Raw genomic sequence first — 22,183 nt, forward strand, 5'->3', positions numbered from 1 at the left:
GCCGAATGGGCGACCTTTATCTCGGGGATCGGGCAGGCGATGGTGTCAATGATCGCATTCCGGCGGCATCTGCCGGATCACGGTGGTTGCGATGGCTGACGGGCCGGCACTGCCCGCCGGCGCAGTCGACTTGATGCGCGAGGAGTGGTTCCTGGGCGTCAGCATCGCGACGAGCTTGGCGTTCCTTGTTTTCCGGGAGGACCTCTTCAGCCGACTTTCCGATCCGCTTTGGTTCACCGTCGTTTTTGCGTGGCTATTTACCGTTGTGCTCGGTTCCGCTCTGTCGGTCGTGCGGCACGCGGATCACCTGGCGGAGCGCCTTAATGAGCCTTACGGCACCCTCATTCTGACGCTCGCCATCACTTCGATTGAAGTGATGGCGATTTCCGCCGTGATGATTCACGGCGAAAACAACCCGACGCTGGCCCGCGACACCTTGTTTGCGGTCGTCATGATCATCCTGAACGGCATGGTCGGCCTGTCATTGCTCCTGGGTGCATGGCGGCGGCCGGAGCAACAGCATAACCTCCAGGGGGCCAACGCCTATCTCGGGGTCATCGTGCCGTTGGCGACGCTCAGCCTCGTGATGCCGACATTTCTTTCCGACCCGGACGGACAGCACCCGTCGGCACCACGGCAATTGATCCTCGGCACACTCTCCGTCGGTCTTTATGCCACGTTTCTGTTTCTGCAAGCCGGTCGCCATCAGGGCTATTTCACCGACGGCAGCAATCGCCGCGAACCTCCTGGCGAAGCAGCGCTTCCTCAAGCGCCGGTGTGGCCTCACGCACTAATGCTGTTCGCCTATATGGGGCCTGTGGTGTTCCTGGTTGAACAACTCGCGCGGCCGATCGATTACATCATCGAAACCCTGCGGGCCCCAACCGCATTTGGTGGTGTCGTCATGGCCGTTCTTGTCGCGACCCCGGAGGCAATCAGCGCCGTGCGCGCATCCATCGCCAACAATCTTCAGCGCTCCATCAATATTTTTCTCGGGTCGGTTTTATCGACCATCGGGCTGACCGTGCCGGCGATGCTCGTCATCAGCCGTCTTTACGGACATCCGGTAACCCTCGGTCTGGAGCATGGAGACCTTGTGATGTTGCTGCTCACTCTCGCCGTCAGCATCATTACCTTTGCCAGCGGCCGTACGCATCTGATGCAGGGTGCTGTCCACCTCGTGCTTTTCCTGGCCTACGTCCTGTTGATTTTCCAGCAATGATGTCCGGCATGCAGGAACCGACCAGCGAAGATGAAGTCTTCACTGGTGAGCTATTCGCCACCTAGTCAGACTTATGCTCCGTCGTCGCTTGGGAGCCCCTTCAGTTGGCGGACGCAAGAAGCTGCAGGACGCTATTGCCTACACAAGCACGATATGTCCGATAGATGCCCCTCCGGTCGGACCGCCTGCTGCTAGCGGCCACGCTAGATTGTCCGATTGCTATGCGCTATCGAACGCGCGCGTCGCGAGCGGTCTTCGCGGTATCGGGCTGGCTTGGTTTCGCTCTGCCGATGACAATAAACTTGTGAAAAATCCGATACTAGGGCACAATTTGCGAACGCATCTGAAGTTGCGGCGTAACCTCAAAGCCGGCCGTCTCGCGCCGAGTGACAGTTCGCGCCGGAGGGTCGGCGTCGATGGATCAGGGGTTCTTTCTTCTGTTCGCTACGGTGTCCGTGATCACCGCCCTGACGGTGGTCCTGGCGCGGAATCCGGTTCACAGCGCATTGGCGTTGATGGCGTGTTTCCTCAATATCTCGGCCATCTTCGTCTTGCTCGAGGCGCCGTTCCTCGCGGTCATCCAGATCTTTGTCTATGTCGGCGCGATCATGGTCCTGTTCGTGTTCGTGATCATGATGATCGATGTGCGCGAAGCGGTGTTGCAGCGGTTCCTGCCGGGCGGCAACCTGCCGGCTCTGGTGCTGGTCGTTCTGCTTGGGGTCGAGATGCTTGTGCTGGTGCTCTGGAGTGACCGCTTTTCGGTCATCGAACCTGTCGCCATGCGTGGCGGCGATCAGCTCAGGCAGCTCAGCACAACACTTTTCGCCGACTATCTCCTGCCGTTTGAAATCGCCTCCGTGATCCTTTTGGCGGCCCTGATCGGCGCCATCGTGCTGGCGCGGAAGGAGCAGCAATGATGGTTCCGCTCTGGTGGTATATTGTGCTTGGAGTGGTCCTGTTCGTGATCGGAGCAGCGGGCGTACTGATCAGGCGCAATATTCTGGTGGTGCTCATGTCGCTGGAGCTTTTGCTCAACTCCGTCAACATCAACTTCATCGCTTTCGGGCATTACTACGACGATTTCCGCGGGCAGATCTTCGCGATCTTCGTCATCGCAATCACCGCGGCGGAGGTTGCCGTCGCCCTCGGTATCCTGGTCGCCCTCGTGAGGAACAAGTCCACCCTCAAGGTCGACGACGTGACCATGATGAAAGGATAGCGGTTTGGACCCGGTGATATCGATCCGGCCGCTGCTTGCCGTTGCCGTCGCAGGTCTGGCGGCCCTTGCGATTCTCCTTCTGAACAACCGCGAGAAACTCCGCGATATCGTTTCGCCGTTGGCCGCGATCGCCATGTTCGCGATTGTCGCCTCGATGGCGCCCACCGTGCTGGCGGGCGGGACGATCGATTTGCGCCTGTTCGAGATCCTGCCGGGGATTGACTTAGCTTTCCGGGTCGATGCGCTCGGAATGGTGTTTGCCACCGTCTCGTCGCTGCTGTGGATCGTGGCTGCGATCTATTCCATCGGCTACATGCGCCACTTGAACGAGCACGCGCAGACCCGGTTCTTCGCCTGCTTCGCCAGCAGTCTGGCGGCCGCCGCCGGCGGTGCCTTCGCCGCCAATCTGTTTACGCTGGTGATCTTCTACGAGATGCTCAGTCTCGTTACCTATCCCCTCGTCTACCACCACGAGGACGAGCAAGGATGGACGGGCAGCCGCAAGTACCTCGTCTATCTGATGGGCGCGTCGAAAAGCGTGCTGCTCGCCGCGCTGGCGCTGACCTACCACATTGCGGGGTCGCTCGACTTTGTGACGGGCGGGCTGCTGGCGGGGGCTGATGCCTCCGCGCAGCTGCTGACGGTCGTTTATTTCTGTTATCTCTTTGGCTTCGCCAAGGCCGCGGTGATGCCGATGCACGCCTGGCTGCCTGCCGCGATGGTGGCCCCGACACCGGTCAGCGCGCTGCTGCATGCGGTGGCCGTGGTCAAGATGGGCGTGTTCTGCGTGCTGCGAGTGATCTTCCATGTCTTCGGCGTCGAGCTGGTGGGGAAGCTGGGCCTCGGTATCGCCACGGCCTATCTGGTTTCGTTCACGATCCTCATGGCGTCGGTCTACGCCCTCACGCGGGACGACCTGAAGGCGAGGCTCGCCTATTCGACCGTCAGCCAACTCTCCTACATCGTGCTGGGCGCGGTTCTGTTGTCGCCCGTCGCGATGGTCGGCGGGATCATTCACATCGCGGCGCATGCGTTCTCCAAAATCACGCTCTTTTTCTGCGCGGGTTCAATCTATTGCGCATCTGGCAAGCGCAACATCAGCGATATGGCTGGGATCGGCCGCAGGCTGCCCTGGACGATGGGGGCGTTCTTCGTCGGTTCGCTCAGCATGATCGGGATGCCGCCGACCGCGGGCTTCGTCAGCAAGTGGTATCTGGCACGGGGTTCAGTGGAGGCGGGGGAAATCCCATTCCTGATCGTGCTCCTCATAAGTTCTGTCCTGAACGCCGCCTATTTTCTGCCAGTCAGCTATCTCGCCTTTTTCGGGACTGAGGCACAGGAGAGCCCCGCGACGGTTCGGGAAATTCCGATGGTCACGATCCCGCTGGTCGCGACCGCCATCCTGTCGGTGCTGATGGGCATCTTCCCCGGCTATTTTCTCACCTTGGCGGACGGAGTGGTCAGATGATCAAGCGCGTGGTCGATTTCTTTGGTGCCGAAGAATATGCGCATCAGCGGCGCCGGCTGTTCTATCTGGCGCTCGTTCTTATCGTCATCGCCGACTTTCTGGTCCCCCGCGAACACGCCGAATACCTGTGGGAGCGCCTGCCGGGCTGGTCGGCCCTCTACGGCTTCGGCTCGTGCGTGCTGCTCATCTTCGTTTCCAAGTTTCTCGGCCATCGGGCTGGGCTGATGCGGCGCGTGGACTACTATGACTGACTTCATTCATCCGGCCCTTCTCTTCGTTCTGGGCGCTTTGCCGATCCCATTCCTCGGAGGATCGATCCGTAAGGCTTATCTGCTGCTGATCCCGGCGTTGGCGATCCTCGCCGTGGTTACGATGCAGCCGGGCAACTACGGCGCGGCGGCGTTCCTCGGGCAGCAAATCCAGGTCCTGAAGGTCGACAAGCTGAGCAGCGTCTTCGCCACGGTTTTCACCATCATGGCTCTGATCGGAACAGTCTACGCGCTGCACTTGCCTCGCCCCGGCCAGCACGTCGCTGCGTTCGTCTACGTCGGGAGCGCGCTCGGCGTGGTATTCGCCGGCGACTACCTGACGCTGTACCTGTTCTGGGAAGGCATGGCGTTTGCCTCTGCCTATCTAGTCTTCGCACAGGGCGGCCGCCAAGCGATCAGCGCCGGGTTCCGGTATCTCATGGTCCATATCACCGGCGGCGTCGTCCTGCTTGGCGGCATCATTCTCTACGGGCTTTCAACAGGCTCGCTTCTCTTCGGTCCGATCGAAGGGGGGATGGGCGCCGGCGCCTACCTGATCCTTGCCGGGTTTCTTCTGAACGCCGCCGTGCCGCCGCTCAACGCCTGGCTGACCGACGCTTACCCTGAGGCAACTGTCACCGGGGCGGTGTTCATGAGCGCCTTCACCACCAAGACCGCCGTTTATGTGCTGGCGCGCGCGTTTCCGGGAACCGAGCTTCTCGTTTGGCTCGGCACCGCGATGGCGCTTTATGGCGTCATCTATGCAGTACTGGAGAACGACTGCCGACGCCTGTTGGCCTATCACATCGTCAGCCAGGTAGGGTATATGGTGGCCGGCATCGGTATCGGGACCGAGATGGCTGTCAACGGCGCCACCAGCCATGCCTTCGCGCACATCCTCTACAAGGCGCTTCTGTTCATGGGCGCCGGGGCGGTGATCTACGTCACCGGCCGTCGCAAGCTCACCGAGCTTGGCGGGCTCTACAAGACCATGCCGCTGACAGTGGCGCTCTACATGGTCGGCGCCTTCGCGATCTCGGCGTTTCCCTTCTTCTCGGGCTTCGTCACCAAATCCATGGTGATCGCCGCTGCCGGACAGGATCATCGGGCGTTGGTGGTGCTGGCGCTGACAATGGCATCGTCGGGGACCTTCCTGCACACGGGGCTGAAGCTGCCGTATTACATGTTTTTCGGCACCGACCGGAAGCTGGAGGCGCGGGAGCCGCCGCGCAACATGCTGGTCGCGATGGGAATGGCGGCGGTGCTTTGCATTGCGATCGGAGTGTTCCCGCAGCAGCTTTATGCGCTTCTGCCCTATCCGGTCGACTTCGAACCTTATACTGGCCTCCATGTCACGGAGAGCCTCGGCGTGCTGATGTTCACTGCCTTCGGGTTCGTGCTGTTCCTGCGGGCGCTCGACCCGGAGAACACCGTCAGCATCGACACCGACTGGTTCTATCGCAAGGGCGCGCGGGTCTTCATGTGGTTCGCCGAACGGCCGCTGGCGCGCTACGAGAAGGCGGTGAGCGACGTGTCCGAAACCGCGGCGCTGCCCCTGCTGTATGGGGCGGCACGGGCGGGACTGCAGATCGATCTCACCGGGGTGGACGCCGTCGTGAACGGCGTTGCCCGCTCGATCCTGCGCGGCGGCGGGCGGCTCCGGCGATTGCAGACCGGCATCGTGACCCATTACGTGCTCGCGATGATCGTCGGTGTGATCGCGGCCACCGCCATCTTCGCCGTGGCTTGGCGGTAGGGGGGCCTATGGGGTTACCGCTACTCAGCCTCATCGTATTCACACCCGCCGCCGGGGCAGCGGTTCTGATGTTTCTGCGCAGCGACGCTGCGGTGCGGTGGGTGGCGCTGGGTGTCACCGTCCTCGACCTCGCTCTCTGCATCGCCATGTTGGCCGGTTTTGACACGACGACCCACGCCATGCAGTTCACCGAGACGCGCCAATGGGTTCCTGCGTTCGGGATCAACTATGCGCTCGGCATCGACGGAATCAGCGCACTCTTTGTTTTCTTGACCGCGCTGCTGGGCTCGACCTGCGTGCTCGCCTCGTGGGTCGCGATCGACCGCAAGGTGAAGGAATTCATGGTCAGTCTGCTGGCCATGGAGGCGCTGATGCTGGGGGTGTTCTGCGCACTCGACCTGTTCTTGTTTTACGTCTTCTGGGAGGCGATGCTCATCCCGATGTACCTGATCATCGGCGTCTGGGGCGGCGACGGCCGGGTCTATGCGGCTTTCAAGTTCTTCCTTTACACGCTGGCAGGCAGCGTCCTGTTCCTCGTCGGCATCATCGTGCTCTATTTCAACGGCGGCGAAACCTTCGACATTCTCGCTCTGACGGCACAGGATTTGCCGTTCGGGGTCCAGTCGTGGCTGTTCTTCGCTTTCCTGGTCGCCTTCGCGGTCAAGGTGCCGATGGTGCCGGTCCATACCTGGCTGCCGCACGCCCATGTGCAGGCGCCGACAGCGGGCAGCATCATCCTCGCCGGAGTGCTGCTGAAGATGGGCGCCTACGGCTTCCTGCGATTCTCGCTGCCGATGCTGCCGGACGCATCAGTGTATTTTTCAACCCTGATGCTTTCGCTTTCGGCACTTGCGATCGTCTATGGCGGGTTGCTTGCGCTGGCTCAGGACGACCTCAAGAAGCTGGTGGCCTATTCCAGCATCAGCCACATGGGCTTCGTGACGATGGGGCTTTTCGCGCTGAACCTCCGCGGGCTCGAGGGCGGCATCCTGCAAATGTTCAATCATGGCGTGACGACGGGCGCGTTGTTCCTGTTCGTCGGCCTGATCTATGAGCGGACCCACACCCGCAGCATCGCCGATTATGGCGGGATGATGAAGGCAGCACCCGTCTATACCGCGTTTCTTGCCTTGTTCATCCTGTCGTCGATGGCGCTGCCGGGAACGAATTCGTTCGTGGGCGAGTTGCTCGTGCTGTCTGGCGGGTTTTCGGCCAATCTGGCCGTCGGCGCGGCCGCCGTCTTGGGCGCATTGCTGGGCGCGGCCTATCTGCTTGGCATGTATGGGAAAGTCGCGCTTGGTCCGGCGAGCGTCAGCGCCCGGTTCAAGATACGTGACGTAAACGCCCGCGAGATCGCTGCAATTCTGTCGCTGACCGTCTTCGTGCTCTGGGTCGGGCTTTATCCAAAACCCTTTCTCAACATCATCGACGCCTCGGCAAAACATCTGCTGGCGCAGGTGCACGGTGAGGAGAGCGGCCCATGACCGCTGCTGCGCTTCTCCAGTCGGTCCTTGCAAGCCTTCCCGAGATCGTGGTGGTCACGGGGGCATGCACCCTGCTGATCCTGGGACAGTTTGTGCAAAAGAGACAGGAACATTTCCTTGTCTGGGCTTCCGTTGCCATCGTGCTGATTGCCGCCTTGGCGACACTCATGCTGGCGGGAGAGGTGCGGCCGGCCTACACGGGCATGTTCGTCGCCGACCGCTTCGCGGTCTTCTTTAAATTCGTGTTCTATTTAGCCACCGTTCTGACATTCCTCCTCTCGCGAAAATATGCGGACATCGAAGGGATCGGCAGCAGCGAATACTATGTCCTGCTGCTCTTCGCGCTTTCGGGAATGATGATCATGGCGTCGGCCACCGATCTCATGTCGATCTATGTGGGCCTCGAGCTGGTGGTGCTCTGTACCTATGTGCTGACCGGCTTCCTGCGGCGAGAGCGGCGGTCGAACGAAGCGGCGCTGAAATATGTGATCCTTGGCGCAGTCTCGACCGGGATTTTCCTTTATGGCGTTTCGCTGGTCTATGGGCTGACCGGCACCACCCAGCTGGACGCGATGGCTGCAGCGGTGACCGGCGGTCCGCTCGATCCCGGATTGCTGCTAGCGGTAGTCTTCATTGTCGCGGGGCTGGTCTTCAAGGTCGGCGCGGTGCCGTTCCATATGTGGGTTCCGGACGTCTACGAAGGCGCGCCGACGACGATCACCGCCTTCATGTCGGTCGGCCCCAAGGCGGCGGGGTTCGCGGTCATCCTTCGGGTGTTCCTCAACCCTCTGGTCGCAGCTTCAGACGTCTGGATCATCGTCGCGGTCATTGCGGTGGTGACGATGGCGCTCGGTAGTTTCGTGGCGCTTGTGCAGGACAATTTCAAGCGGTTGCTGGCCTATTCCAGCATCGCTCATGCCGGGTTCGCCATTTTCGGCGTGGTGGCCGGCGGTGCGGACGGTATCGCCAGCGTGATGCTTTATCTGCTGATCTACTCGTTCATGAATCTCGGCATTTTTGGCATCGTCACCATGATGCGGAACGGCGATTTCTCGGGCGAGGTTATCGAAGATTACGCGGGTTTGGCCAAGCAGCATCCAGGGCTAGCGCTTTTGATGCTGCTCTATCTGTTCTCGCTGGCCGGCATTCCGCCAACGGCCGGGTTCTTCGCCAAGTTCTACGTTCTGGCTGCGCTCGTCGAGCGAGGTTTCGTCATGCTCGCCGTGATCGCAGTGCTGTTGAGCGCCGTTGCCGCCTACTTTTACATCCGCATCGTCATGGTGATCTACATGCGCGAGCCGGAAAGGACGTTCGACCCGGCGCTAACACCCTTGGTTCGCGCCACGCTCGCCTTCACCGCCGCCGGCACCATCGGCATCGGCCTATTTCCGTCGTGGTTTCTGAGGCTTGCCCAACATTCTGCGTTCGGCGGCTGATCATTGAATTTGCAATGCTCCGCTCGACGGAATAAACTTACCCTTCAGGAAAGGATTGCCCAAGTCGCTTCCCGGGGCGACCGCATTACCGGTTCCAAAACGGGGTCGGTCGCGGCGCAAGCGAAGCCATCGCTGGGTGACCGGTGCAGTGCGATATGACTGCAATGGAATTCTTGCCGGTTCTGGTAATGGTCGCCGGAGTTGTTCTGGTGGCGGGAGCGACGCTTTTTGTCTCCTCGCTCCTGCGTCCGTCCAATCCCTATCCCGAAAAGAACATGCCGTATGAATGCGGCATGGACGCCGCGGGTGAGGCCGCCGCGGGGCGCTTCAGAGTGCCATTCTTTATCCTCGCGATCCTGCTGGTCGTCTTCGATGTCGAGACGATGTTCCTCTTTCCCTGGGCCGTCGTCCTGAAAGACATCGGGCTGGTCGGCTATGTCGAGATGTTCGTCTTCATATTGCTGCTTCTTGTAGGCTTCGCCTACGCCTGGCTGAAGGGAGCGCTGGAATGGGAGCAGTAAACAACGCGATCCGCGATAGCGTGCTGTTCACCACGGCCGACAGTGTCATCAATTGGAGCCGAAGCTCGGCGCTGTGGCCTGAAACCTTCGGCATTGCCTGCTGCGCCATCGAAATGATCTCAGCCGGTTGCGCCCGCTACGATCTCGACCGCTTCGGGGTGGTGTTCCGCCCCTCGCCGCGCCAGTCCGACGTCATGATCATCGCCGGCACAGTGACCCGGAAATTCGCGCCTGTCGTGCGGCGGCTTTATGACCAGATGCCGGAACCGCGCTGGGTGATCGCCATGGGCACCTGCGCCATCTCGGGTGGCGTCTACAACACCTACGCCGTGGTGCAGGGGTCGGAAACCTTCGTGCCCGTCGATGTGCATGTGCCCGGCTGTCCGCCGCGGCCCGAGGCGCTGATGCACGGTTTCCTCCTGCTTCAAGAAAAGATCAAGAGGTCCCGGGCGCTCGCCGGAACACCTCTGGATCGGGTTATAGCGCCATGAGTGTGGAGCCGTCCCTCAATCGCGCTCCGATCATGGAGCGCTTCGGAGAAACAATCGAGGACCTCGGCACTGCGCACGGTATCGACGTCTTTGCCGTTCCGCCCGAGAGGATCGTCGAATTCTGCCGGTTCCTGAAAGAGCATCCGGCACTGCAATTCGACTTCCTCTCGGACGTTTGCGGGGTCGATCATTATCCCGAGACGCCGCGGTTCGAGGCGGTCTACCATCTCTATTCGCTGCCCAACAGGTGGCGGGTCCGCATCAAGTGCCGCCTTGGCGATCCTCCTGAAGTGCCTTCGGTCACGGGAGTCTGGCGCACCGCCAACTGGCATGAGCGTGAGGCCTGGGACATGTATGGCATCCGGTTCGCGGGACACCCGGATCTGCGCCGGATCTATATGTGGGAAGGCTTCGAGGGCTTTCCCCAGCGCAAGGATTTCCCCCTCAGGGGCTATAGGGACAAGTTGAACCCATTCGGTGCCGAAGGTCCGCCGCCAACGCAGCCCGACCTTGCCACCAGGGACATTCCGCAAGGGAGGCCGTCTACGCCGGAACGTTGAGATGACAGAAGTCACCGAGCTCAGCAGGCCTGAAGGCGAAGCCCTCAATACCAGGGAAGTGCTTCTCAACCTCGGTCCGCAGCACCCCAGCACCCATGGGGTTCTTCGGCTCGTCCTCGAACTGGACGGCGAGTTCGTCGAGCGCGTCGATCCGCATATCGGCTACCTCCATCGCGGCACCGAAAAACTGGCGGAGAGCTTCACCTATACCCAGATTTTCCCGCTGACGGACCGGCTCGACTATCTCTGTCCGCCCTCGAACAACCTCGCCTTCGCGCTGGCGGTGGAGAAACTCCTCGGCATAGAAGCACCGATCCGGGCGCAATATATCCGCGTGATGATGGCCGAGTTGGCTCGGATCTCCGGTCACCTCCTGATCACGGGCGCCTTGCCGATGGATCTCGGCGCCATGACCGCGCTGCTTTACGTCATGCGCGAACGTGAAATGATCATGGACCTCCTGGAAATGATCACCGGTGCACGCATGCACACCTCGTTCTGCCGGGTCGGCGGCGTGCGCGAGGATCTGCCTGACGGATTCTTCCCCAAGATCCGGGAGTTTTGCGACATCTTCCCGAACCGAATCCGCGATTATGAGCGACTGCTCGAAGATAACCGGGTGTTTCTCAATCGCACGAAGGGGATCGGCGTGATCTCCGCCGAGGATGCTGTCGATCTCGGCCTCAGCGGTCCGAACCTGCGTGCTTCCGGTGTCGACTGGGACATCCGCCGCGATGAGCCCTACGAGATCTACGACCGGCTCGATTTCAACGTCATCACCCGTGACGAGGGCGATTGCTATGCACGCTGGCGATGCCGCGTCGACGAGATGCGCGAAAGCATGAGGATCATCGAACAATGCATCGACCAGATGCCTGAGGGGCCGTTCCAGATCGATATGCCGACGATCGCCTTCCCGCTGGACAAGGATCGGGTGCACTGCTCGATGGAGGCGCTGATCCAACATTTCGACCTGTCGGCCTACGGCTTCAAGGTGCCGAAGGGCGAGGTCTATTCGGCGATCGAGGCGCCAAAGGGCGAGCTTGGCTTTTACATCATCAGTGACGGCTCGCCAAAACCGTTCCGCATGAAGGTGCGAGCACCCTCGTTCGTCAATCTTCAGGCCCTCTTCGGGGTCACCAACGCCCGGTATCTGGCGGACATGATCGCCGTGCTCGGCAGCCTCGACCCCGTAATGGCGGAGGTGGACAAGTAGCAGAGGATTTGGACGATGATGACCATGCGCGAAAAGATCGAAGAGGCGGCGGCGCGGTATCCCGACCAGCGCTCGGCGATCATGCCCGCGCTTCGGATCGCGCAGACGGAGCATGGCCATTTGCCTGGTCCGGTGCTGGAGGAAGTCGCCAACATTCTCGGAGTCGAGCGGATCTGGGTCTACGAGCTGGCGACCTTCTACACCCTCTTCCATACCGAACCGGTGGGCATGTTCCATCTGCAGCTTTGCGACAACGTCTCCTGCATGCTGTGCAGATCCGAGGACCTGCTGAGGCATCTGGAGGAGGTCCTCGGGATCAAGAAGGGCGAAACCACTCCAGACCGGCTGTTCACGCTTTCGACCGTCGAATGCCTCGGCGCCTGCGAGATGGCTCCAGTGATGCAGGTCGGGGACGACTATCACGGCGACCTCGACATCGCGCGAATCGACGCGCTTCTCGACAGGTTGCGAACGGAGGCGAGGCAACCGACTGGTGCCGATCTCGCCTTAGCAGCACCGCCGGGAGATTACCGTCATGTTTGAACCGATCCTCCTCAAGAATGTCGACGTGCCGGGCGGTCATTTGCTGTCGACCTACGAAGCCGGCGGAGGCTACCAGGCGCTGGTCAAGGTGCTGCGCGAATACACGCCTGACGAGGTCGTTGAGCTTGTCAAACGGTCCAATCTGCGCGGTCGCGGCGGCGCCGGATTCCTGACGGGCATGAAATGGAGTTTCGTGCCGAAGCAGTCGAGCAAGCCGAAATATCTCTGCTGCAACGCCGATGAGGGCGAGCCGGGCACCTTCAAGGACCGGATCCTCATGGAGCGCGATCCGCACCAGCTCATCGAGGGGCTGGCGGTAAGCGCTTACGCGATCGGGGCCAAAACCGCCTATGTTTACATCCGCGGAGAATATGTGACGGCGATCCGTCGCCTTGAGCAGGCGATCGCCGAGGCTCACGCCAAGGGTTATCTAGGATCGCGCATTCTAGGCTCGGATTTCAATTTCACCGTCCACATCCACTGCGGCGCCGGCGCCTATATTTGTGGCGAGGAGACCGCGATGCTCGAGTCGCTCGAGGGCAGGCGGGCGCAGCCGCGATTGAAGCCGCCCTTTCCGGCCGTGGCCGGGCTCTACGCCAGCCCCACAGTGATCAACAATGTCGAGACGCTCGCTTGCGTGCCGCATATCGTTGTGCGGGGGTCGGACTGGTTTCGGGACATCGGCCCGGAGAAAAGCCCCGGCCCGAAGCTCTACTGCGTCAGCGGGCAGGTCCGTAAACCCGGCCTCTACGAGTTGCCGATGGGCATACCGCTGCGCGAACTGGTCGACCACGCCGGCGGCCCCCCACCGGGGCGCAGGATCAAAGCGGTGATCCCCGGCGGTGTATCGGCACCGGTCATCCCGGAGCATGGGCTGGACGTGGGTATGGATTTCGACTCGCTGGCTGCCGCTGGCTCGATGCTCGGTTCGGCCGGCGTTATCGTGATCGACAACTCCACCTGCATGGTCAAGGTCGCCACGCGGATCATCGAGTTCTTCCACCACGAGTCTTGCGGCAAGTGCACGCCCTGCCGGGAAGGATTGAACTGGGTCGTGAAGATCTTGCGCCGGATTGAGGCCGGGGATGGCGCACCCGGCGATCTGGAGCAGTTGGACATGCTCTGCAAAGGCATTTTCGGCAATACGTTTTGTGCTTTGGGTGATGGCGCCGCGATGGGATTGCGGGCAGCCCTTAAGCATTTCCGCGAAGAGTTCGTCGCCCATATCGAGGAACGAAGGTGCCCGCTTCACTGAAGGATTGCGTGGCACAGATTGCGAGGAAGTATGGTCAGCGTTACGATCGATGGGCAAATACTGGAAGTCGAGCCCGGCTCGACGGTGCTGCAGGCTGCCCAGCACTTAGGTATCGATATCCCGACCTTCTGCTATATGAAGCGCCTGCCGGCGCTGGCCTCCTGCCGCATGTGTCTGGTCGAGATCGAGGGGCTGCGGCGGTTGCAGCCGTCCTGCGCCACCACGGTCACCGACGGTATGGTGGTGCGGACGAATACGCCTCAGATCGAGGAAACGCGCTCTTCCATGCTCGACATGCTGCTCGCCAACCACCCCCTCGACTGCCCGATCTGCGACAAGGGCGGCGAATGCGAGCTTCAGGACATGGTGATGGCCTACGGACCCCGCAAAAGCGAGTTCCATGACCCCAAGCGCGTATTCCACTCACAGGACATCCGTCTCAGCCCCGTCATCATCATGAACGTCAACCGCTGCATCCAATGCCAGCGCTGTGTGCGGATGTGCGAGGAGGTCGTCGGCGCGGTGGCGCTGGGCACCGTCGAAAAAGGCATGGATACCGCCGTCACCGGCTTCGAGGGCAGTCTCGCAAGTTGCGACCAGTGCGGCAACTGCGTGGAGGTCTGCCCGGTCGGCGCGCTGATGAGCTTCCCCTATCGTTACAAGGCGCGCCCCTGGGATCTGGTCGAGACCGACACGGTCTGTCCGCATTGTGGCACCGGTTGCCAGCTGACCGTGGGTACGCGCAAGGGTGAGTTCCTGCGGGTGCGCTCGAAGTGGGACGAGGGCTTGAACCGCGAAACGCTCTGCGTACGGGGACGCTTTGGTCTCGATTTCGTCACCAGCCGGGACCGAATCAAGCGGCCGATGATCCGTCGGGACGGCGCCCTGGTGCCGGTTTCCTGGGACGAAGCGGGCGACTATCTGCGCCGGCGGCTATCGTCCGTCGAGGGCAAGGCAGCCGGCGGGCTGGCCTCGCCGCGACTGCCCAACGAGGTGCTCTATCAGTTCCAGAAGTTGTTGCGGACGGTGTTCCGGACCAACAACATCGACTGCTCTTCTCGCTGGTCCGCGCCCTTCGATACGCTCGGTCCGCTGGTGCGAGGGTTCTACAGCCGCGCACCGCTAGGCGATGTGATCGGCAACGACTGTATACTCATCGTCGGCGGAAACGTGACCGAGGAGAACCCGGTCACCGAATACCTATTGCGGGATGCCGCGCGGCGGCGGCAGGCCGGATTGCTCATGCTCTCCGCGCGGCCATCTCGTCTGGACGACGATGCCAGAGTGGTGGTTCGCGTACTGGCGGGCGGAGAGGCGGCGAGTATTGCGGCGGTCGTAGCCGGACTCGTGACAGCGGCTGGTCAGGCCTTGCCCGGCAGCGTTCTTGCGACCATCGAAGCAACAGTCGAGAGGTCAGCGGCGGATGCCCGCAGTGATGGGCCGGGTCGTCTGGCAACCGTGCTCAACGAGGCCGACAGCGTCACCGTGCTTGTCAGCGTCGATCTCCTGAGATCACCCGACGCGCCCGTGACGCTGCAGCAGATCAACAACCTGCTGCAGCTTCTCCGCCTGCTCGACAAAGGCCCGGCGATGCAGTTCGTCTTCGACCGTGCCAACCAGATGGGCGCCTGGGACATGGGGGGTCTGCCAGCGGCTCTGCCGGGGCTGCGGCCGGTCGCCGATGATGCGGCGCGCACGACGCTTGCGCGGAACTGGGGCGCCGAAATCCCGTCTGAACCGGGCGCGGGTCTCGATGCCATGCTGGAACTCTGCGTCGGCGGGCGGATGGGTGCGCTCTACATTGCCGGAACCGACCCCCTGATCAGCTATCCCGACCGGGCGTTCGTGCAGCAGGCGCTTGGCGCCGCCGATCTCCTGATCGTCCAGGACGCCTTTCTTACGGACACGGCCGGGCTGGCTGAGGTCGTCCTGCCAGCGGCGGGTTACGGCGAAGAATCCGGCACGTTCACCAACAACGAAGGCCGGATCCAGAAGGTTCGCAAATTCCGTGAGCTCGTTTTCGAGGCGCGAGGCAATCTGGCGATCTTCGACTTCATCGCAGCTCTCCGCAACCAGGTGCTGCAGCCTTCGACGCAAGGCGAAATTTTCGATGAGATTACCCGATTGGTTCCGGTCTATCAGGGATTGACGCAGGACGGGCTTGGCGCTGACGGCGCATTCACCAGGGCAGTGCCAACACCACAGACTGGCGTGTTCCTTGCGCCGCCGCCCGTCCCGATAGCCACCGACCGGCTCATGCTGATCACCGGCGACTGCCTGTTCCACAACGGATATCTTTCCGAACGGTCGGACATCCTGAACACGGTCGCCAACGATCCCTATGTCGCAATGAGCGCGCAGGATAGCGCACAGCTTGGCCTTTCGGATGGCGATCCGGTGATCGTGCGTTCAGCCCAGGGCGAACTGACGGCACAGCTCAAGGTCGACAGGCGGTTTCCCAAGGGTCTCGTCTTCATTCCGGAAAACTATAGAGCCTTGCGTCTCAACAGCCTGATGCGGCGGGGCGAATACCCATGCCCGGTGGAGGTCCAGAAGGTGCATGCCACTCTTGAGGCCGAATGCACGAGCCGGATCTGGCGTGGGGTCTGAAGATTTGGGGTCGGGGCGCCGCGCCTTCCGCAAGCTGCCCTGCCCCAGAGTCCTCACATCAAGCCGGCGACGTCAGTGATACCTGGTCCCGCAGATGTAATCCTGCAGTTCCTGCTCTGTGCGCTGCGCTTCGTCGAGCCTATGCTTAACCACGTCACCGATGCTGACCACGCCGACAACATCGCCTCCATCCATGACCAACACATGACGCGTACGCCGCTGGGTCATGATTCCCATCACGACGGGTAGCAAATCCCGTGTCGAACAGGTCGCCACATTGCGGTTCATGACATCCGCAACCCGCATCATCGCCGCCTCGGCCCCGTATTCCGCGACCGCGTTGCAGCAATCCCGCTCCGATAACGAACCCAGGTATTCGTCGTTCGATTGGCTGACCACGACGAAGCCGATATTGTTGTCGCGAAACAGCCTCAAGACTTCCACCATCGTCTGATCGGGAGCGACCGCGATGACACCGACACCCTTGTTCTTCATGATTTCGCCGACAAGCATCTGAGCCTCCTGTCTGCGCGCTCCGGCTTGACGGATGGCGCGCGTTCACGTTCGCCGGATATTCCGCCACCAGTTGTAGCCCTGCATCTCTTTCGTCTCGACGAGCACGTCCTTCTTTGTATTCAGGCGTGCGGAAACCACGCCGCCGCCGGTTGCCGCCTTGCCCGGCTTGGCGAGCAGGTCGTCGCGCCCGATCACCAGGTCGGCCGAGGAAAAACTCGAAAATTCGTACTGCTGGCCCAGCGCGATTGCATCTGCTGGGCAGGCGTCCTCGCACAGCCCGCAGAACAGGCAGCGAGCCGTGTCGATCTCGAATTTGGCCGGGTGCCGGTTGCCCTTCTCGTCCTCATAGGGGACGACTTCGATACAGTCGCAGGGACAGATCCGCGCGCAGAGTTCGCAGGCCACACATTTAATCTCGCCCTCTTCGTCACGCTTCAGGAAGTGATGCCCGCGGTAGCGTGAGTAGGGCAACCATTTTTCCGTGTCCGGATACTGCATGGTCACGGGGCTGGAAAACATGTAGCCGAAGGTCAGAGTCAAGGCGTTCGCCAGATCGGCGAAAAACGTCCAGCCGATCCATGTCCCAATTCTGTCTTGTGCGCGCGACATCGCCGCCTCGCTACGGAGCCGCTGCGGCTCCTAAAAGTACACCGGTTATAATTATGTTCGCCATCGAAAGAGGAAGCAAGACTTTCCATCCGATTGCCATCAGTTGGTCATAGCGATAGCGAGGGAAAGTGAAGCGGAACCATATAAACAAATAGACGAAGAACGCCACCTTGAGCAGAAACCACAGGAGCGGTGGCATGGGGACCAATATGCCGTTCCAGCCGCCGAAGAACAGGATCACCAACAGGACCGACACCAGCAATACGATGACATATTCGCTAACCATGAAGAATGCAAAGCGGATACCGCTGTATTCGGTATGGAACCCGGCCCCCAGATCGCCTTCCGCTTCCGCCAGATCGAAGGGAATGCGCTGCGCTTCGGCCAGTCCGGCGACGAAGAACACGAAGAAGCCGACCGGTTGGTAGACGATGTTCCAGACATCGGTTTGGGCCCGCACGATGTCGAGCAGGCTCATGGATTGCGCCAGCATGACCACCCCGATCACCGCGAACCCCATCGGAATCTCGTAGCTGATCATCTGCGCGCAGGTCCTGAGGCTGCCGAGGACCGCGTATTTGCTGTTAGCAGCCCAGCCGCCGAAGATAACGCCGAAGACCTCGATCCCGATCACCGCGAAGACGAAAAGGAGCGCCACATTCATGTTGGAGAGGTAGAGCGTGATCTCGGTGCCGCGGACCGAGATGGTTTCGCCGAAAGGGATTGCGACGAACACCACGAAGGGCGGAGCGAGCGCCAGGATCGGCGCCAGTTTGAACAGGAATCGGTCGGCCTCGGCCGGGATGTGGTCCTCTTTGGTTAAGAGCTTGATTCCATCCGCCACCGGCTGCAGGAGCCCATGCCACCCCACGCGCATCGGCCCCATCCGCTGCTGCATATGCCCGGCGATCTTGCGTTCCAGCCAGGTCAGCGGCAAGGGCAGCAGCAGCAAGATCGCAATCAGCAACGCGACCTTGAAAACGATCAGGCCAAAGGCGACGATAAGTTCCATGATCCGCGGCCACTTATTCATCGGGGAGAAACGCGCAACCGGATTTTCGCTCCGGCTATTCGCTGAGCACTTGTTCCCCTTGTCAGGCTACATAGTATAACGGCGACGCACCTCTTACAATATTACCCGAGTTCAGGACGACTGGCTCGATGCGTACGTCTCTGTATTGCGCTACTTCAGGACAAAACGCTATTTGTTTGCCGATCGTGAAGGCGACCAATGTGGGCATCTGTCTGGCCTTCTTCGAGAAGATGAGCTCTTCGTGCCGGCGATTTGCTTAGATGGGCTTTGGAATCAAAAAAGCCCGCGAGCTGCGGGCTTTTTGCATTTGGTTGCGGGGGCAGGATTTGAACCTGCGGCCTTCAGGTTATGAGCCTGACGAGCTACCGGGCTGCTCCACCCCGCGGAATTATTTTACAGCAGAAAGGGCCGCTGTCGCGACCCTTTTGTGTTGGCCTGGGCCGGATTGTGATTGAGAAGATTTTAGTTGCGCTTTGCAGACCTGGCAGCGACCTACTCTCCCGCGTCTTAAGACGAAGTACCATGGGCGCAGGGGCGTTTCACGGCCGTGTTCGGAAAGGGAACGGGTGCAGCCACCCCGCCATAACCACCAGGTCGGCAAAGCGCAACTTTTTGTTTGAGAAGCTGGATTTGGGTTTGAGCGAATAGGGAGTAGCAAATAGCGAATAGATTTCGCTGCTGCTCTTTCGCTGGTTTTGAACACGTCTTTGGAGCGGATGAGGAGCAACTATTCGCTACTCCCTATTCGCTATTCGCATTATCGAACTTTGTTCGATGAGCACAGTCAATGAGAACGATCAAGCCGATCGAGCTATTAGTACCGGTAAGCTTCATGCGTTGCCGCACTTCCACACCCGGCCTATCAACGTGGTCGTCTTCCACGGCTCTGATAGGGAACACTCGTTTTCAGGTGGGTTTCCCGCTTAGATGCCTTCAGCGGTTATCCCGTCCATATATAGCTACCCTGCTATGCCCTTGGCAGGACAACAGGTCCACCAGAGATATGTCCATCCCGGTCCTCTCGTACTAGGGACAGATCCTGTCAATATTCCTACACCCACGGCAGATAGGGACCGAACTGTCTCACGACGTTCTGAACCCAGCTCACGTACCGCTTTAATTGGCGAACAGCCAAACCCTTGGGACCTGCTCCAGCCCCAGGATGCGATGAGCCGACATCGAGGTGCCAAACAACCCCGTCGATATGGACTCTTGGGGGTCATCAGCCTGTTATCCCCGGCGTACCTTTTATCCGTTGAGCGATGGCCCTTCCACGCGGGACCACCGGATCACTATGACCGACTTTCGTCTCTGCTCGACTTGTCAGTCTCGCAGTCAGGCGGGCTTATGCCATTGCACTCGACGACCGATTTCCGACCGGTCTGAGCCCACCATCGCGCGCCTCCGTTACTCTTTCGGAGGCGACCGCCCCAGTCAAACTACCCACCATACACTGTCCCGGACCCGGATGACGGGCCGCGGTTAGACATCCATGACGATAAGGGTGGTATTTCAAGGATGGCTCCACGGAAACTGGCGTCCCCGCTTCAAAGCCTACCACCTATCCTACACATGCCGACACGAATGCCAGTGTAAAGCTATAGTAAAGGTGCACGGGGTCTTTCCGTCTGACCGCAGGAACCCCGCATCTTCACGGGGAATTCAATTTCACTGAGTCTATGTTGGAGACAGCGGGGAAGTCGTTACGCCATTCGTGCAGGTCGGAACTTACCCGACAAGGAATTTCGCTACCTTAGGACCGTTATAGTTACGGCCGCCGTTTACTGGGGCTTCGATTCAAAGCTTGCACCTCTCCTCTTAACCTTCCAGCACCGGGCAGGCGTCAGACCCTATACGTCGTCTTGCGACTTCGCAGAGCCCTGTGTTTTTGATAAACAGTCGCTACCCCCTGGTCTGTGCCACCCCATCATAGTTGCCTAAAATGGGGTCACGCTTCTTCCGAAGTTACGCGTGCAATTTGCCGAGTTCCTTCAACATAGTTCTCTCAAGCGCCTTGGTATACTCTACCTGACCACCTGTGTCGGTTTCGGGTACGGTCTATACGGTGGAGCTATTTCCTGGAACCGCTCCGCTGCCCTGATAATCCAATAAACCAGAACAACTTGTGCAATCCGTCACTACCACCAGGCCCACGAATATTAACGTGGTTCCCATCGACTACGCGTGTCCGCCTCGTCTTAGGGGCCGGCTAACCCTGCTCAGATTAACTTTAAGCAGGAACCCTTGGTCTTTCGGCGAGAGGGTCTCTCACCCTCTTTATCGTTACTCATGTCAACATTCGCACTTCCGATACCTCCAGGACCCCTCACGGGTATCCCTTCATCAGCTTACGGAACGCTCCGCTACCACGTGTATTGCTACACATCCTCAGCTTCGGTGCATGGCTTCAGCCCCGTTACATTTTCGGCGCAAAGACCCTTATTTAGACCAGTGAGCTGTTACGCTTTCTTTAAATGATGGCTGCTTCTAAGCCAACATCCTGGTTGTTTTGGGATCCTCACATCCTTTCCCACTTAGCCATGACTTGGGGACCTTAGCTGGAGGTTAGGGTTGTTGCCCTTTTCACGACGGACGTTAGCACCCGCCGTGTGTCTGCCGAGTAGTACTCCCCGGTATTCGGAGTTTGGTTAGGATCAGTAAGACGGTGAGTCCCCATAGCCCATCCAGTGCTCTACCCCCGGGGGTATTCGCTCGACGCTCTACCTAAATAGATTTCGCGGAGAACCAGCTATTTCCGAGTTTGATTGGCCTTTCACCCCTAGCCACAAGTCATCCCAATCTATTGCAACAGATGCGGGTTCGGTCCTCCAGTTGGTGTTACCCAACCTTCAACCTGCTCATGGCTAGATCACTCGGTTTCGGGTCTAATGCAACAAACTATATCGCCCTGTTCAGACTCGCTTTCGCTGCGCCTACACCTACCGGCTTAAGCTTGCTTGTTACACTAAGTCGTTGACCCATTATACAAAAGGTACGCCGTCACCCTTGCGGGCTCCGACTGTTTGTAGGCATCCGGTTTCAGGTTCTATTTCACTCCCCTTGTCGGGGTGCTTTTCACCTTTCCCTCACGGTACTTGTTCGCTATCGGTCATGCACGAGTACTTAGGCTTGGAGAGTGGTCTCCCCATGTTCAGACAGGATTTCTCGTGTCCCGCCCTACTCTAGGACAATCGTGATATCTACGCGTACGGGGCTGTCACCCACTACGGCCGCACTTTCCAGAGCGTTCCACTTTAATCACAATTGCCACTGGCCTGGTCCGCGTTCGCTCGCCACTACTTGCGGAGTCTCGGTTGATGTCCTTTCCTGCAGGTACTTAGATGTTTCAGTTCCCTGCGTTCGCTTCTTACACCCTATGTATTCAGGTGCAGATACCTTATCACAATGCTTGGAACCTGGCGTCGCTTCGCGACGCTGGCGAATAGTTGGTAGCGAGTAGCGAACAGTTTTTAAATTCTATTCGCTATTCGCTATTCCTATTCGCGGCGCCTGCGGCGCCAGATTCCCAAGCATTTAAGGTGGGTTGCCCCATTCGGAGATCCATGGATCAAAGCTCATTCGCAGCTCCCCACGGCTTTTCGCAGCGTATCACGTCCTTCATCGCCTGTGCATGCCAAGGCATCCACCAAATGCCCTTACGACACTTAATCGTTCTCATTGCCAATGCTCATCTATATTTGGATTTGGCAAACCTTATCCACTCGGCTTTCGCCCCAGTTTGAGACGAAAGAGTGGGGGTGCCAAATCTGACCATCCGGACAACCTTGCGATTGCCGTGCAGTCAGTCCAAAATCCGGTTACCTTTTACAACCGGATCATTTCATGATGCCATCGACGTGTTCGACCTGATCACTTTATCGGAGCTACGCCGAGCAGCTCGCTTGTGTCAGGTCTTAAGACCAGCTTCTCGAGATATGATCCGATACCGCGCGGTCAGGCAACGGTAATCCGATCGTTCATCAGACATTGCCCAAG

General features: G+C 59.8%; 18 protein-coding genes, 1 tRNA gene and 2 rRNA genes. 15 read left to right on the forward strand and 6 right to left on the reverse strand.

Going from position 1 to position 22,183, the window contains the following annotated elements; all coding sequences use genetic code 11:
• Positions 1-91: 91 nt before the first annotated feature.
• The 15 genes from RHE_RS19060 to nuoG all read left to right on the forward strand — a co-directional run bounded on the left by RHE_RS19060 (position 92) and on the right by nuoG (position 16,029).
• On the forward strand, positions 92-1,222 hold the full coding sequence (locus tag RHE_RS19060; RefSeq protein WP_011426937.1) for a calcium:proton antiporter: 1,131 nt from the start codon (positions 92-94) through the stop codon (positions 1,220-1,222).
• 416 nt (positions 1,223-1,638) lie between these two features.
• Positions 1,639-2,139, forward strand: coding sequence for an NADH-quinone oxidoreductase subunit J (locus RHE_RS19065; protein WP_011426938.1), 501 nt, complete (start codon positions 1,639-1,641; stop codon positions 2,137-2,139).
• Positions 2,139-2,441 (forward strand): NADH-quinone oxidoreductase subunit NuoK, encoded by a 303-nt coding sequence (gene nuoK / locus RHE_RS19070; protein ID WP_010029941.1) that lies wholly within the window; start codon positions 2,139-2,141, stop codon positions 2,439-2,441. Before RHE_RS19065 ends, nuoK begins: the two co-directional genes overlap by 1 nt.
• A 4-nt stretch (positions 2,442-2,445) precedes the next feature.
• Positions 2,446-3,909 (forward strand): monovalent cation/H+ antiporter subunit D family protein, encoded by a 1,464-nt coding sequence (locus RHE_RS19075; protein ID WP_042119042.1) that lies wholly within the window; start codon positions 2,446-2,448, stop codon positions 3,907-3,909.
• Positions 3,906-4,160 (forward strand): hypothetical protein, encoded by a 255-nt coding sequence (locus RHE_RS19080; protein ID WP_042119043.1) that lies wholly within the window; start codon positions 3,906-3,908, stop codon positions 4,158-4,160. Before RHE_RS19075 ends, RHE_RS19080 begins: the two co-directional genes overlap by 4 nt.
• Positions 4,153-5,913 (forward strand): Na(+)/H(+) antiporter subunit D, encoded by a 1,761-nt coding sequence (locus RHE_RS19085; protein ID WP_011426941.1) that lies wholly within the window; start codon positions 4,153-4,155, stop codon positions 5,911-5,913. The genes RHE_RS19080 and RHE_RS19085 overlap by 8 nt, the downstream gene beginning before the upstream one ends.
• A gap of 8 nt (positions 5,914-5,921) precedes the next feature.
• Complete coding sequence (locus RHE_RS19090; protein ID WP_011426942.1) at positions 5,922-7,397, forward strand: NADH-quinone oxidoreductase subunit M; 1,476 nt, start codon at positions 5,922-5,924, stop codon at positions 7,395-7,397.
• Positions 7,394-8,833, forward strand: a complete 1,440-nt coding sequence (locus RHE_RS19095; protein WP_011426943.1) for an NADH-quinone oxidoreductase subunit N — start codon at positions 7,394-7,396, stop codon at positions 8,831-8,833. Before RHE_RS19090 ends, RHE_RS19095 begins: the two co-directional genes overlap by 4 nt.
• 155 nt (positions 8,834-8,988) lie before the next feature.
• Positions 8,989-9,354, forward strand: a complete 366-nt coding sequence (locus RHE_RS19100; RefSeq protein ID WP_004675794.1) for an NADH-quinone oxidoreductase subunit A — start codon at positions 8,989-8,991, stop codon at positions 9,352-9,354.
• Complete coding sequence (locus RHE_RS19105; protein WP_011426944.1) at positions 9,342-9,845, forward strand: NuoB/complex I 20 kDa subunit family protein; 504 nt, start codon at positions 9,342-9,344, stop codon at positions 9,843-9,845. The genes RHE_RS19100 and RHE_RS19105 overlap by 13 nt, the downstream gene beginning before the upstream one ends.
• Positions 9,842-10,405, forward strand: a complete 564-nt coding sequence (locus tag RHE_RS19110; RefSeq protein WP_011426945.1) for an NADH-quinone oxidoreductase subunit C — start codon at positions 9,842-9,844, stop codon at positions 10,403-10,405. The genes RHE_RS19105 and RHE_RS19110 overlap by 4 nt, the downstream gene beginning before the upstream one ends.
• 1 nt (position 10,406) lies before the next feature.
• Positions 10,407-11,621 (forward strand): NADH dehydrogenase (quinone) subunit D, encoded by a 1,215-nt coding sequence (nuoD, locus tag RHE_RS19115; protein ID WP_011426946.1) that lies wholly within the window; start codon positions 10,407-10,409, stop codon positions 11,619-11,621.
• A gap of 18 nt (positions 11,622-11,639) precedes the next feature.
• Positions 11,640-12,164 (forward strand): NADH-quinone oxidoreductase subunit NuoE, encoded by a 525-nt coding sequence (gene nuoE / locus RHE_RS19120; RefSeq protein ID WP_042119339.1) that lies wholly within the window; start codon positions 11,640-11,642, stop codon positions 12,162-12,164.
• Positions 12,157-13,419: an NADH-quinone oxidoreductase subunit NuoF gene (gene nuoF, locus RHE_RS19125; protein ID WP_011426948.1), complete on the forward strand. Its 1,263-nt coding sequence runs from the start codon at positions 12,157-12,159 to the stop codon at positions 13,417-13,419. The genes nuoE and nuoF overlap by 8 nt, the downstream gene beginning before the upstream one ends.
• A gap of 30 nt (positions 13,420-13,449) precedes the next feature.
• Positions 13,450-16,029, forward strand: a complete 2,580-nt coding sequence (gene nuoG, locus RHE_RS19130) for an NADH-quinone oxidoreductase subunit NuoG (protein ID WP_011426949.1) — start codon at positions 13,450-13,452, stop codon at positions 16,027-16,029.
• 72 nt (positions 16,030-16,101) lie between these two features.
• Here nuoG and RHE_RS19135 read toward each other — a convergent pair whose 3' ends face one another.
• From RHE_RS19135 to RHE_RS19160, 6 genes are all read right to left on the reverse strand, one after another.
• Positions 16,102-16,542 (reverse strand): CBS domain-containing protein, encoded by a 441-nt coding sequence (locus RHE_RS19135; RefSeq protein WP_011426950.1) that lies wholly within the window; start codon positions 16,540-16,542, stop codon positions 16,102-16,104.
• A 45-nt stretch (positions 16,543-16,587) separates the two neighbouring features.
• Positions 16,588-17,154, reverse strand: a complete 567-nt coding sequence (locus tag RHE_RS19140) for an NADH-quinone oxidoreductase subunit I (RefSeq protein ID WP_011426951.1) — start codon at positions 17,152-17,154, stop codon at positions 16,588-16,590.
• 10 nt (positions 17,155-17,164) lie between these two features.
• Positions 17,165-18,166: an NADH-quinone oxidoreductase subunit NuoH gene (gene nuoH / locus RHE_RS19145; protein WP_020922376.1), complete on the reverse strand. Its 1,002-nt coding sequence runs from the start codon at positions 18,164-18,166 to the stop codon at positions 17,165-17,167.
• Between the two features lie 329 nt (positions 18,167-18,495).
• Positions 18,496-18,572 (reverse strand) — tRNA-Met (locus RHE_RS19150).
• A gap of 94 nt (positions 18,573-18,666) precedes the next feature.
• A 5S ribosomal RNA gene (gene rrf, locus RHE_RS19155) occupies positions 18,667-18,781 on the reverse strand.
• Between the two features lie 199 nt (positions 18,782-18,980).
• Positions 18,981-21,858 (reverse strand): 23S ribosomal RNA (locus RHE_RS19160).
• Positions 21,859-22,183 lie beyond the last annotated feature (325 nt).

The sequence above is a fragment of the Rhizobium etli CFN 42 genome, from assembly GCF_000092045.1.
Classification (GTDB): Bacteria; Pseudomonadota; Alphaproteobacteria; order Rhizobiales; family Rhizobiaceae; genus Rhizobium; species Rhizobium etli.

Coding starts and splice junctions, on each gene's coding strand:
- RHE_RS19060 (WP_011426937.1), top strand. CDS start 92: ATGGCTGACGGGCCGGCACTGCCCGCCGGCGCAGTCGACTTGATGCGC.
- RHE_RS19065 (WP_011426938.1), top strand. CDS start 1,639: ATGGATCAGGGGTTCTTTCTTCTGTTCGCTACGGTGTCCGTGATCACC.
- nuoK (WP_010029941.1), top strand. CDS start 2,139: ATGGTTCCGCTCTGGTGGTATATTGTGCTTGGAGTGGTCCTGTTCGTG.
- RHE_RS19080 (WP_042119043.1), top strand. CDS start 3,906: ATGATCAAGCGCGTGGTCGATTTCTTTGGTGCCGAAGAATATGCGCAT.
- RHE_RS19085 (WP_011426941.1), top strand. CDS start 4,153: ATGACTGACTTCATTCATCCGGCCCTTCTCTTCGTTCTGGGCGCTTTG.
- RHE_RS19090 (WP_011426942.1), top strand. CDS start 5,922: ATGGGGTTACCGCTACTCAGCCTCATCGTATTCACACCCGCCGCCGGG.
- RHE_RS19095 (WP_011426943.1), top strand. CDS start 7,394: ATGACCGCTGCTGCGCTTCTCCAGTCGGTCCTTGCAAGCCTTCCCGAG.
- RHE_RS19100 (WP_004675794.1), top strand. CDS start 8,989: ATGACTGCAATGGAATTCTTGCCGGTTCTGGTAATGGTCGCCGGAGTT.
- RHE_RS19105 (WP_011426944.1), top strand. CDS start 9,342: ATGGGAGCAGTAAACAACGCGATCCGCGATAGCGTGCTGTTCACCACG.
- RHE_RS19110 (WP_011426945.1), top strand. CDS start 9,842: ATGAGTGTGGAGCCGTCCCTCAATCGCGCTCCGATCATGGAGCGCTTC.
- nuoD (WP_011426946.1), top strand. CDS start 10,407: ATGACAGAAGTCACCGAGCTCAGCAGGCCTGAAGGCGAAGCCCTCAAT.
- nuoE (WP_042119339.1), top strand. CDS start 11,640: ATGACCATGCGCGAAAAGATCGAAGAGGCGGCGGCGCGGTATCCCGAC.
- nuoF (WP_011426948.1), top strand. CDS start 12,157: ATGTTTGAACCGATCCTCCTCAAGAATGTCGACGTGCCGGGCGGTCAT.
- nuoG (WP_011426949.1), top strand. CDS start 13,450: ATGGTCAGCGTTACGATCGATGGGCAAATACTGGAAGTCGAGCCCGGC.
- RHE_RS19135 (WP_011426950.1), bottom strand. CDS start 16,542: ATGCTTGTCGGCGAAATCATGAAGAACAAGGGTGTCGGTGTCATCGCG.
- RHE_RS19140 (WP_011426951.1), bottom strand. CDS start 17,154: ATGTCGCGCGCACAAGACAGAATTGGGACATGGATCGGCTGGACGTTT.
- nuoH (WP_020922376.1), bottom strand. CDS start 18,166: ATGGAACTTATCGTCGCCTTTGGCCTGATCGTTTTCAAGGTCGCGTTG.